Source organism: Streptomyces sp. NPDC000229, assembly GCF_040300825.1.
Taxonomy (GTDB): Bacteria; Actinomycetota; Actinomycetes; order Streptomycetales; family Streptomycetaceae; genus Streptomyces.
Map to the genome: position 1 here is coordinate 1 of NZ_JBEPEL010000131.1, position 11,108 is coordinate 11,108.

Annotated in this window: 10 protein-coding genes and 1 pseudogene; 7 read left to right on the top strand and 4 right to left on the bottom strand. The window is 71.0% G+C overall.

From position 1 onward, the window contains the following. Nucleotides 1-461 (top strand): type ISP restriction/modification enzyme (locus ABT360_RS34140; RefSeq protein WP_351825443.1); only part of this gene is annotated, 461 nt, incomplete at its 5' end. A 30-nt stretch (nt 462-491) separates the two neighbouring features. Here the strand turns inward: ABT360_RS34140 and ABT360_RS34145 are convergent. Continuing rightward, nucleotides 492-1,199 carry a TetR/AcrR family transcriptional regulator C-terminal domain-containing protein gene (locus ABT360_RS34145; protein WP_351825445.1) on the bottom strand — a complete coding sequence of 236 codons (708 nt, stop codon included), beginning with the start codon at nt 1,197-1,199 and terminating at the stop codon, nt 492-494. 63 nt (nt 1,200-1,262) lie between these two features. Here ABT360_RS34145 and ABT360_RS34150 point away from each other — a divergent pair, with 63 nt between their 5' ends. The 3 genes from ABT360_RS34150 to ABT360_RS34160 are packed head-to-tail and all read left to right on the top strand — an operon-like array spanning nt 1,263 to nt 4,227. Beyond that, entirely contained in the window at nt 1,263-2,201 is a 939-nt protein-coding gene (locus ABT360_RS34150; protein ID WP_351825447.1) for an ATP-binding cassette domain-containing protein, read from the top strand. Continuing rightward, nucleotides 2,198-2,983, top strand: coding sequence for an ABC transporter permease (locus ABT360_RS34155; protein WP_351825449.1), 786 nt, complete (start codon nt 2,198-2,200; stop codon nt 2,981-2,983). Before ABT360_RS34150 ends, ABT360_RS34155 begins: the two co-directional genes overlap by 4 nt. Nucleotides 2,984-3,030: 47 nt before the next feature. Further along, the gene (locus ABT360_RS34160; protein ID WP_351825451.1) at nt 3,031-4,227 is read left to right on the top strand and encodes a CaiB/BaiF CoA transferase family protein; all 1,197 of its coding nucleotides are present in this window, start codon (nt 3,031-3,033) and stop codon (nt 4,225-4,227) included. A 248-nt stretch (nt 4,228-4,475) separates the two neighbouring features. Here the strand turns inward: ABT360_RS34160 and ABT360_RS34165 are convergent, their stop codons facing one another. Next, the gene (locus ABT360_RS34165) at nt 4,476-4,739 is read right to left on the bottom strand and encodes a hypothetical protein (RefSeq protein ID WP_351825453.1); all 264 of its coding nucleotides are present in this window, start codon (nt 4,737-4,739) and stop codon (nt 4,476-4,478) included. A gap of 194 nt (nt 4,740-4,933) precedes the next feature. On the opposite strand from ABT360_RS34165, the gene ABT360_RS34170 reads away from it, so the two are divergent. Next, nucleotides 4,934-6,565, top strand: coding sequence for a serine/threonine-protein kinase (locus tag ABT360_RS34170; protein WP_351825455.1), 1,632 nt, complete (start codon nt 4,934-4,936; stop codon nt 6,563-6,565). On the opposite strand, the gene ABT360_RS34175 is transcribed toward ABT360_RS34170, so the two are convergent. Beyond that, nucleotides 6,535-7,344 (bottom strand): SGNH/GDSL hydrolase family protein, encoded by an 810-nt coding sequence (locus tag ABT360_RS34175; protein ID WP_351825457.1) that lies wholly within the window; start codon nt 7,342-7,344, stop codon nt 6,535-6,537. The genes ABT360_RS34170 and ABT360_RS34175 overlap by 31 nt on opposite strands. 797 nt (nt 7,345-8,141) lie before the next feature. Here ABT360_RS34175 and ABT360_RS34180 point away from each other — a divergent pair. Next, nucleotides 8,142-8,573, top strand: a pseudogene (locus ABT360_RS34180) (polysaccharide deacetylase family protein); the annotation flags it as partial. Between the two features lie 41 nt (nt 8,574-8,614). After that, nucleotides 8,615-9,709 (top strand): DUF5925 domain-containing protein, encoded by a 1,095-nt coding sequence (locus tag ABT360_RS34185; protein ID WP_351825459.1) that lies wholly within the window; start codon nt 8,615-8,617, stop codon nt 9,707-9,709. A gap of 297 nt (nt 9,710-10,006) precedes the next feature. Here ABT360_RS34185 and ABT360_RS34190 read toward each other — a convergent pair. Beyond that, nucleotides 10,007-11,108: hypothetical protein (locus tag ABT360_RS34190; RefSeq protein WP_351825461.1), on the bottom strand; the 1,102-nt coding region annotated here is incomplete at its 5' end.

Consider the following 11,108-nt stretch of genomic DNA (forward strand, 5'->3'; position numbering starts at 1 on the left):
CGGTAGCCGCGCAGCCGCTCCACGGCGGTGTGGATGCGCGGTTGGTCGCCGATGAACCCGATCCGGCGTACGACGCGGCGGACGAGGCCTTGCTGGTCGGCGAGGGCGGCCGGATCTCGCCGGTGCCGGCCGAGGCGTGGGACTACCGGACGGGCGGGGTCCGGGTGCTGGAGCTCTGGTTCGAGCACCGCACCGCCCCGGCCGAGGCCGGCACCCTGGAGGCGATCCGCCCCGCCGCATGGCCCCAGGAGTGGACGTCCGAGCTGCTGGAGCTGATCACGGTGCTGGCCCTCCAGGCCCAGCTGGAGGCGGAGAGGCCGGACCTGTCCGGCACGGAACTGATCCCCGGCAGCGCCCTCCGCGCGGCTGGCGTGCTCCCCGCTCCGGCCACGGCGCGCCGCCCCGCGTCCGTCCTGGACCAGGAGGAAGAGGGTCCGGAGGGGCAGCTCGCCCTGCTGTGACCGCGCGAACGGCTGCGACCCGCCCGAACGCTAGCCGAACGAATCCAGCAGCCGCCGCAGCGCGCGGTCGAAGAGCTCGTCCGGGTCTTCCGGCACCGGCGCCTCGGCGAGCAGCTCCGCGAGCCTGGGGTACGCCCCGCTCGCCACCTCCCGCCCCAGGTAGGCGGTGCGCACGGCCTGTTCCCGCTCCTCGGACCACGGCAGCGAGCGGCTGCGCTCGGCCATGGCCAGCTCGTTCGCGACGGTGATCATGGCGGTGCCGTTGACCATCGCGATCAGCTCCATCTTGGCGCCGCCGGGCACGTCGAGGGGTGCGAGGGCCTCCAGGCAGTGCTCCAGGTAGCGCAGGGCGTTGGGGCTGAAGCCGTACACGGTCGACATCACCCGGGTCAGCCACGGATGCCGGTGCATGATCGCCCGGGTCTGGCGGCCCAGTGCCAGCATGTCGGCCTTCCAGTCGCCACTGGGCGCGTGGGGAAGTTCGTACTCGCCGCTGACCGCGTCGACCATCAGCTCGTACAGATCCGCCTTGCACGTCACGTAGTTGTAGAGCGACATCGTGCCGCAGCCCAGTTCGGCCGCCACCCGTCGCATGGACACCCCGTCGATGCCGTCGGCGTCCGCGATCCTCACCGCCGCCGCCGCGATGTCCGCGCGGCTGTAGGCCGGCCTGGGGCCACGGCCCGTGCGCTCGGGACGCGCCCAGATCACTTCCGGTTCGGCCGCTCGGCCCGCCATCGATCATCACCTCGCCCCCCATCCTAGTTACGTACAGCGTACGTAGTGAGGTACGGTCGACGCATGACGACTACGTACGCTGTACTTAGTGAAGGTCTGGAGAAGCGGTACGGGGACGTGCACGCCCTGCGCGGGCTCGATCTCGCCGTGCCCGAGGGCACCGTGTGCGGCGTGCTCGGGCCGAACGGCGCGGGCAAGACCACCGCGGTACGGGTCCTGACCACGCTCACCGCCCCGGACGCCGGCAGCGCCCGCGTCGCCGGACACGACGTGGTGCGCGAGCCCACCGCCGTACGCCGGCGCATCGGCGTCACCGGCCAGTACGCCTCCGTCGACGGGGACTTGACGGGCGCCGAGAACCTGCGCCTGTTCGCCCGCCTGCGCCGGGCACCACGCGCCCGCGCCGACGAGCTGCTGGAACGGTTCGGCCTCGACGAGGCGGCGGGGCGCCCGGCCAGGACGTACTCCGGCGGTATGCGGCGCCGCCTGGACCTCGCCGCCAGCCTGCTGGTCCCGCCGACGGTCCTCTTCCTGGACGAACCGACCACCGGGCTCGACCCGAAGAGCAGGAACAGCATCTGGGACGCCGTACGGGGGTTGGCGTCCCGGGGCACGACCGTGCTCCTCACCACCCAGTACCTGGAGGAGGCCGACCAGCTCGCCGACGACATCGTGCTGATCGAGGAGGGGCGGGCGGCGCACAGCGGAACGCCCGCCCAGCTCAAGGCGATGATCGGCAGTTACGCCGAGGTCGTCGTCGCCGACCCCTCCGGGCTGAACGCCGCCGCGGCCGTCCTCGACCGGCTCACCGGTGCCCGGCCGGCCCTGGACACCGAGGCGCGCACCGCCGGGGCGGTCACCACGGACCGGACGCTCACACTCCCCCGGATCGTCCGTGAACTGGACGCGGCGGGCGTCCTGATCGTCGACGCCTCCCTGCGCCCGCCCACCCTCGACGAGGTGTTCCTGCGCCTCACCAGCCGTGAGGAGCTCCTCGGATGAGTGCCCTTCTGTACGACGGAGCCGCCGTCCTCGGCCGGCACCTCCAGCGGACCCGGCACGCGCCGGCGATGCTCGTGATGACGCAGACGATGCCGATCGTCTTCCTGCTCTTCTTCGGGTACGTCTTCGGCAGCGCGCTCGCCATGCCCGGCACGGAGTACCGCGCGTACCTGGTGCCCGGGCTGCTCGTCGCCACGGCCGCGAACGGCATCATGACCGGGATGTTCACCGCCGCCCAGGACTCCCACCGGGGCGTGATGGACCGCTTCCGCACGCTGCCGATGAGCAGGCCGGCCGTGCCGCTGGGCCAGGCGGTCGCCGATCTGGTGACCACGGCCGCCGGACTGGTGCCGCTGATCCTGGTGGGGCTGGCCATGGGCTGGCGGATCGAGGGGGGTCCGTTCGAGGCGGTGGGGGCCTTCGGGCTGCTGCTGCTGTTCCGGTTCGCGACCACCTGGGTCGGCATCCTGCTGGGGCTCGCGTCACGCAGCGAGGAGGCGGCGGGCCAGCTGGGCAGCGCCACGTTCATGCTGCCGCTGCTGTCGAACGCGTACATCCCGACCGACAACATGCCGGGCTGGCTGCGGACGGTCGCCGAGTGGAACCCGATCTCGGCGGTGACGACCGCGGTACGGGACCTCTTCGGCAACGCGGCGGCCGTTCCCGAGGGTGCCGCGTGGCCGGTCGCCCACCCGGTGGCCGGGGCGGTGGGGTGGTCGCTGGTGCTGCTGGCGGTGTGCGTGCCCCTCGCGGTGCGGAGGTACGCGGCCCCGGAGGGCTGACGTCACGGGGGTGACAAAGGTGGTGGGTACACGATAGGCACGGCTGTATGAGCACTCAGCCGCTCCCCCTGGAGGGGATCACCGTCGTCGCCGTCGAGCAGGCCGTCTCCGCGCCGTTCGCCACCCGCCAGCTCGCCGACCTGGGCGCCCGCGTCATCAAGGTCGAGCGACCGGACGGCGGTGACTTCGCACGCGGCTACGACACGGCGGCGGGCGGCCTGGCCTCGCACTTCGTCTGGTGCAACCGGGGCAAGGAGTCGGTGGCGGTGGATCTGAAGGATCCGCGTGGTCTTGAGGTCGTCCGCCGGCTGGTGGCCGGGGCCGACGTGTTCGTACAGAACCTGGCGCAGGGTGCGGCCGCCCGGCTCGGGCTGGACGCGGCCACGCTCTGCGCGGCGGACGAGCGGCTGATCGCGGTGGACATCTCCGGGTACGGCGCGGGCGGCCCCTACGCGCACAAGCGGGCGTACGACATGCTCGTGCAGTGCGAGGCGGGGCTCGTGTCGGTGACCGGGACGCCGGACCAGCCGGTCAAGGCGGGGATCCCGGCGGCCGACATCGCGGCGGCGATGTACGCCTTCTCGGGGGTGCTGGCGGCGCTGCTGCGGCGTGCGACGACGGGGCGGGGCGGGCCGGTGGAGATCTCCATGCTGGAGTCGCTCGTCGAGTGGATGGGGCATCCGCTGCACCACGGGATGCACGGGGGCGAAGCCCCTGCGCGTACGGGGGTCGCGCACGCCGTCATCGCGCCCTACGACGCGTACGCGACGGCCGACGGGGGCCAGGTGCTGCTGTCGGTGCAGAACGACCGGGAGTGGCGGCGGCTGGCCGAGCAGGTACTGGGCCGGCCGGAGCTGGGCGACGACCCGGCGTTCGCCACGAACACGGCGCGAGTGGCGCACCGGGAGAAGACGGACGCCGTGGTGGCGGAGGTACTGGCCGCGCTGGACACGGCGGAGGCGCTCGCACGCCTGGACGCGGCGGGCATCGCGTGCGCCCGCCTCAACACGGTCGCCGACGTGGCGGCCCACCCGCAGCTTGCGGCCCGGGACCGGTGGCGGGAGGTGGACACGGCGGTGGGTCCGCTGCGGGCGATGCTGCCGCCGATCACCCTGCCGGGCGGGTCGGAGGCCCGGATGGGGGCGGTACCGGCGCTGGGGGAACACACGGATGCGGTGCTGCGTGAGCTGGGCGTCCCGGACGGTGTGTGTGCGGAGCTGCGGCGGGAGGGTGTGGTGGCCTGACGGCCGGCTCGGGCGCGGTCACTGCCGGTGGGTGGGGGCGCGGCCCCTCCGGGCTCGTCGCTCTCCCGGAGGGAGCACCCCCACGAGGCCTGTGGCCTCGGGGTGTTCGGGAGGGGGCCCTTCCGGTGCCGCCGAACTCCGCGGGGACGACCCTGCACGGCCCCGCCCCGGCCGTCGCCCGGCTGCGGACCGTGGGTCCGTGGCCGGGACGATGGTGCGCGGCGGGTGGGTACGGGCTGGTGGGTGCGTCAGGCGTGGTTGCCGAAGAGTGAGCGGCGCAGGCGGCGCAGCGGCGCGAAGAGCCTGACGCGCGCGCTCTTGCTCGTGCGGGTGTGTGCGACATCACGCGTCGTCAACTCCCGCATGAGCAGCGTCGCTTCGGCTGTCTCACGCTGCGGGACGGCCGGACCGCCCAGCACCGAGAGATGGCGGTCGAGGCGCGTACTGGTCGCGCTGCTCCCGCATGTGATGGCAGGCACCCGAGGCCTGCTGCGCACCGTTATCTGTTCCATGTCACTCCCCACCCGTACGAGGGCACCCGGCCGCTGCAGATTAACCCTATCGTCCCCGCATCTCATGCGTGTATCCCGGTGACGGGATTCACCACACATGTACGAGGGTTGACGACTACCCTCCGAATACGAGTGATTCCAGGGCGAGTTGGACACGTTCCCAGAGTGGTCGGGTTGAGCTAGCTTGGGGTCCTATGACCGAAGGGCCGGGTGCCGTACGGACGGTGGCGGGGCGTTACCGATTGCTGGGTCCGCTGGGCCGGGGCGGCATGGGCGTCGTGTGGCGCGCGCGGGACGAGGTGCTGGGCCGCGAGGTGGCGGTCAAGGAGGTGCGCGCGCCCGCCGGCCTCGGCTCCGACGACGTGCAGCGGCTGTACGCGCGGCTGGAGCGGGAGGCGTGGGCCGCCGCCCGGATCTCGCACCGCGGTGTGGTCACCGTGTACGACGTGGCGAGCGAGGACGGCCGCCCCTGGATCGTGATGGAGCTGGTCCGGGGGCTGACGCTCGCCGAGACGCTCGACGCGGAGGGTCCCATGCCGCCTCGGCGGGCCGCCCACATCGGGGCGGAGGTGCTGGCGGCGCTGAGTGCCGCGCACGAGGCGGGGGTGCTGCACCGGGACGTGAAGCCGGCGAACGTGCTGCTCGCCAATGACGGCCGGGTGGTGCTGACGGACTTCGGTATCGCCACGGTGGAGGGCACGTCCAACCTCACCATGACGGGCGAGCTGATCGGCTCTCCCGAATTTCTGGCGCCGGAGCGGGCGTTGGGGCGGACACCGGGTCCGGCCTCGGACCTCTGGTCGCTGGGCGTACTGCTGTACGCGGCGGTGGAGGGCAATACGCCGTTCCGGCAGGACACCCCGCTGAGCACGCTGCGCGCCGTGGTGGACGAGGAGCTGCCGCCGCCGGGCCGGGCGGGGCCGCTCGCGCCGGTCGTCGAAGGGCTGCTGCGCAAGGATCCGGCCGAGCGGCTCACGGCGGAGGAGGCCGGGCGGCTGTTGCGTGCCGTGGGCGCGGGCGGAAACCCGCGTACGGGTCCGATCGAGGCGGGCGGGGTGGTGGCGCCGACGGTCGTCGCCGCGGCGGGTGGGGGCACGACCACGGCCGTCGCCGGTGAGCAGGCTCCGTCGCGGCGTCCGGTCGCCGTGCTCGCGGCCGGGGTGGCCGTGCTGCTGCTCGCGGTCGCGGGGCTGACGTACGCCCTGTTGCCCGGCGACGGGCCGGGCGGTGGTGGCGGCGTCGGCGCGGGCGCCACCTCGCCGGGTGCGACGGCCACGCCCAGTGGCACGCCGAGCAGCAGTGACGACGGCCCGGCCGCACCGCCCAGGACGAGCGGCCCGTCCCCGGCCCCGCAGTCGGTGCACGTGTACGCGCAGGCGGTGCGCGGGAGTTACCGCGGGCCGTGTCCGCCCCCGGAGGAACAGGCCCCGGCCTTCCGGGCGACGATCACCGTCGCCCGCACACCTGCCTCCGTCGGCTACCGCTGGGTGACGGAGAGCGGTGGGAGCTCCGGTTCGGACTGGCGGACGGCGGAGTTCGCCTCCGGCGGGGACACCGTGCGGCGGGTCGAGCACACGGAGCTGACGCACAAGAGGGGCGGCACGCACCACGACCGGGTCCGGCTGGAGCTCCGGAGCCCGGTCGAGGCACGGTCCGGTTGGGTGGCTTTCTCGGTCACCTGCGAGGACCCCGGCCCGACGGGCGGGACGCCCACCGGCGGGACGCCCACCGGCACCCCGACGGGCAGCGGCACTCCGACCCCTTCGGACGGGACCCCGTCGTCGAGCGCGGCTCCTTACAGCGCGGCCTTGAAGGTGGGCAGGTAGCCACCGGACTGTCCGGCGGCGGTGGGGTGGTAGGACTCGCCGATGCCGAGCCAGTTGACGCTGTGGAGCCAGGACGCGCCCGAGCAGATCTCGTGGCCCGTGAAGGCGGGGGTGACGTCGGCGAAGGTGTAGCCGTGGTCGGCGGCGCGCTTGGCGGTCGCCGCGTTGAGGTGGTCCGCGCCGCTGTTGATGGCACGGCGCTCGTTCTCGGTCAGGCCGGCGACACAGCTGCCGCCGATCTTGTAGAAGCGGGGGTAGCCCAGCACGACGACATGCGCCGACGGGGACTTGGTTCTGATCGCCGAGTACACCGAGTCGAGGCGGCCGGGGAGGGTCGTGTCGACGTAGTTCTTCGCCTCGTTGACGCGGGCGATGCACGTGGCCTCGGACTGGAGGACGCAGGTGGTCATGACGTCGGCGAATCCCGCGTCATTTCCGCCGACGGTGATGGAGACGAGGTCGGTGGCGGAGGACAGCGGCCCGAGCTGGCCCGCCGTCACATCGTTGGTGCGGGCACCTGAGCATGCGGTGAACGCGAAGGACGACGGGGAGTTGGCGGCGGCCCAGAGCCTGGGGTAGGCGCGGGTGCTGCGCTTGCAGTTGCCGCTCGCGCTGTCGTAGCTGCCGGCGCCCACCCCGGAGGAGTAGGAGTCGCCGAGGGCCACGTAGTCGAGGGCTGCGGCCGACGAGTCGGCCTGCGCCGCACCTGCCCCGGTCAGGGTCAGGACGGCACCGAGGAGGAGTGAGGTCGAGAACGCCGCGGCTCGGGACAGTTTCATGGAACCTCCCTTTAGCAGGATTTCTGCCTAAAAAGTTCGTAGCAGGATGCAGTGTCCATGCCAATAGCCGCGCATGGCGTGTAGGTGACGTCGAGTCAAAGTGTGCTCACTCTTGAGGCCCGATATCCGGAGTTTCGGGGGTAAGTCACCCATGCGGAGCCTGATGTGCCGGCGTGATGCCCTACCGCTGCTCGCCGGTGCGGCAGTGGCCGTGGCGGCCGTGGGGGCCCTCCTGGCGGCGATGGGCCACGACTCGCCGCTCCGTCCTCCGTTCGGGCTTTTCTTCCTGCTCGCCGCACCGGCTCTCGGGCTCACCGCGGCACTCCGCCGGCTGGAGCCCTGCGCGCGCCGTCCTGTCCGTGGCGGGGGCGGTCGCCGTCGACCTCCTGGTGGCACAGGTGCTGCTGACACTCCATAGGTGGTCGGTCCGCGGCGCCGTGGTCGTCGTGGCCGCGCTCTCCCCCTGTTCCTGTTGTTTTCCTCAGGCCAACGAGGACGGACTTTCTGACGAGGGGAATTCTTTTCCCAGGCACAACTCCCGCACCATTTCCCCCTCGCACGCGGAAAGATCTCCTTCCGTTTTATCCGCGGGAACTGGTCATACCCGTACGGCGTCTTTGTCGCAGTCCGTCGAAGTACGGCCAAAGAAGCAAAAAGGTGGGCCTATGTCCGGGCCTTGCCCTACAGTCGCCGTTGTCAATACCGTCGTACATCCACCCGCAACGGTCCATCACACAAGGCGGCTCAAGGGGAGGGCTCAAGCGCCGCGATGGGTCCGGAGCGGGGCGCGGTAGGGGGAACTGGCCGCCGCCGGCACCGAGATCGGCGGCCACACCCACACCCACCCGCAGCTGGACCAGCTCGACGACGAGCGGCTCCGGTTCGAGACCGCCCGGTGCCGGGAGATCATCGCGGCGGAACTGGGCACGGCGCCCCTCTCGTTCGCCTATCCGTACGGCTATTCCAGCCGGCGCGTGCGGCGCATGGTCCGGGAGGCGGGGTTCGCCCAGTCGCTCGCCGTGGGCAACGCGCTGGCGCGGTGCGCCCAGGGCCCGTACGCGCTCCGCAGGGTGACCGTGCGGCGGACGACGGGCATCGAGGAGTTCGGGCGGCTGGTCGAGGGCCGGGCGATCGGGCGGGCCTTCGCGCGGGACCGGGCGCTGACGAGGGGGTACGCGGTCGTCCGGCGCGCGCGGCGGGCGACCGCCGCACTTCGTCCCCGTACATAAACACCGTGCGGCGAGGACGCGTGTGCCGGATCATGGGCCGCATGTCTGCCAACCCTCATGAGGCCCTGCCGATCCGGCTCACCGTCGACGACAGCGATTCCCCCGCCGACGTCGTCGACGCGCTGTTCCTCGGGCGCTTCGCGACGGGCGAGCAGCCGTACGCGCACAGTTCGTCCCTCGACCGCGTCAAGCCCGGCGCGACCCTCCTCCCGCCGGGCGCCACGGTGCTGCGGTCCGCCCGTGACGACGACCGCAGCGCCACGCTCGCCGAGGGAGACGGCTGGACGGTGCTGGTCTCCCGCTGGAGCCGGGGCGCCGACGTGACCGTCACGGCGGTCGACGCGGAGCTGGCCGAGCGGATGGTGAAGCAGGCGACGGACGGCGCGAAGGACGACCCGGAGCCGCAGCCGGACAACGTCACCATGGGCTTCTGGTACGTGTCGCCCCGCCGCGGCCCGTACCGCACGACCCGGAGGATCACCGCCGGATCGTGGGAGGAGGTGCGGCCCAACTACACGGCTCCCGTGGCCGACGCGATGGACCGCCTGATGAAGGTCACCCCGGACGACATCGCCGGCCGCCTGCTCCTGCTCCACGGCCCGCCGGGCACCGGCAAGACGTCGGCACTGCGCACACTGGCCCGGTCGTGGCGCGACTGGTGCCAGGTGGACTGCGTGCTGGACCCGGAGCGGCTGTTCAACGACGTGGGCTACCTGATGGACATCGCGATCGGCGAGGACGAGGGCACGGCGAACGGCCGCTGGCGGCTGCTGCTCCTGGAGGACTGCGACGAGCTGATCCGCGGCGAGGCCAGGCACACCGCGGGCCAGGCCCTGTCGCGGCTGCTCAACCTGACGGACGGGCTGCTCGGGCAGGGCCGCAACGTGCTGGTCGGGGTCACCACCAACGAGGACCTGGAGCGCCTGCACCCGGCGGTGGTCCGTCCCGGCCGCTGTCTGGCCCGAATCGAGGTCGGCCCGCTGACCCGCCCGGAGGCGGTGGCGTGGCTCGGCTGCGAGGAGGGCGTCGGGCGGGACGGGGCGACGCTGGCGGAGCTGTACGCGCTGCGGCGGGGCACGAGCCCGGCGGCGATCCCGGACCAGGCGCGCGGCGCGGACGCCGGGCTGTATCTCTAGGCGGCCATCTCCAGGCGGTCGCGCGGGATATCGGCGACCGACGGCAACGCCGCAGCTGCGCGTGCCGGATCCGGCGGCCGCGGCCCGGGCGTGGTCCCACCGGGCACGACCTCGTACTACAACGGTCTTTTGCGTGACGGTGGGGCAGTTTCTGGTGGTGCGTGGCCTCGTCGTTCGTAGTGGCTGGTGCGGGCTTGGTGTTGTCTGCGGCGGCGCCAGTGTGACCAGTGCAGGACGTGATCGACGCTCGGACGGGGGCGGGTGAGCCGACTGATCAACCAAAAGACCGTTGCAGGGTCACGTTTCCTTTGGTAGATCCATTCTCTCCACCTTGTCAACTATTAGCTCCCTCCCAAGCTTTCCATGCAGGTGACGTGACGCCGCCAGTGCGCCACCGGCCACAGTATCCCCACTACTTGCTTCCAGGAGCGAGTATGCGATTCCTGTAGCCGACACAACGGAGACAATATCCTTCATCATCATCGGCCGGTCTTCAACCAGTTGTTGCGCCGTTCCCGGACATGACTTGATGAGCAGAACGTGGGTGAACGCATCACCAGAGGCATGTAGTTGCTCCTGAAGCATCGCACTCGTCAAAGCCGAACGGCCACTCGCAGTAATTGCAGTAACCGATGCCAGGAATCCGTCAATCATTTCCACCGCAGCGCCTATATTCGCCACCACGGCAGCTGCCTCCACGTTACTCTGCAACTCAGTTTTCGTGCGGCTCAACTCCATGCTCGATTTGCGAAGGTTTTGGATACTATCGAGAACGCCTCCTTCGAACTCCGGAATTGTCCGAAAGTCGTCAAGGGCCACTCTCAGCCTTGCGGCATTCCGTGCAAGCGATGCCGCAACGGCCATGCTCGCTACAGCATCATCGGCAGCCACGCTCGATGTCGCAAGTGTCCGGTGCGATGAAAACATTCCGATCAGAGACGGGGCCATGGATGCGGCTATCGAAGCAGCAGATGCCGGCGCAATCTCTCGTGTGCCGGACGGTAGATCGCTCGCACTCTTCTTCAAAAGCTTAGCCCATTTGTTAAGCCCTCGGAGGCTGCTCCGCACATCCTGAAAGACAGCGTCATCCGCGACCAAGTCTCGACTCGTCGTCACCAAGACGCGCTGACCTGGCGGACGCTCTTCCCTGCCATCCTTCATCGCGTTCACGACCGCTGTCGCAATTTCGTCAGCCAAGTCGTTCACGGCCATGAGTGCGAGCGGTGCACCAAGCATGGCTTGGTCGCCTGACACCTCCAATTTGCCTCTATCAATTTTTGAAAGGTCCGGCACGAGGCTTGAGTATTTTCCAAACGTGGCCTCAGCGGCACTCTTCTGGCATCGGGCGTGCTGTACCTCGCGCAGGGCGCGATCGCCATGGTCTGCGCGTACGTGCTGC

Coding starts and splice junctions, on each gene's coding strand:
- ABT360_RS34170 (WP_351825455.1), top strand. CDS start 4,934: ATGACCGAAGGGCCGGGTGCCGTACGGACGGTGGCGGGGCGTTACCGA.
- ABT360_RS34185 (WP_351825459.1), top strand. CDS start 8,615: ATGTCTGCCAACCCTCATGAGGCCCTGCCGATCCGGCTCACCGTCGAC.
- ABT360_RS34155 (WP_351825449.1), top strand. CDS start 2,198: ATGAGTGCCCTTCTGTACGACGGAGCCGCCGTCCTCGGCCGGCACCTC.
- ABT360_RS34165 (WP_351825453.1), bottom strand. CDS start 4,739: ATGGAACAGATAACGGTGCGCAGCAGGCCTCGGGTGCCTGCCATCACA.
- ABT360_RS34160 (WP_351825451.1), top strand. CDS start 3,031: ATGAGCACTCAGCCGCTCCCCCTGGAGGGGATCACCGTCGTCGCCGTC.
- ABT360_RS34175 (WP_351825457.1), bottom strand. CDS start 7,344: ATGAAACTGTCCCGAGCCGCGGCGTTCTCGACCTCACTCCTCCTCGGT.
- ABT360_RS34150 (WP_351825447.1), top strand. CDS start 1,263: ATGACGACTACGTACGCTGTACTTAGTGAAGGTCTGGAGAAGCGGTAC.
- ABT360_RS34145 (WP_351825445.1), bottom strand. CDS start 1,199: ATGGCGGGCCGAGCGGCCGAACCGGAAGTGATCTGGGCGCGTCCCGAG.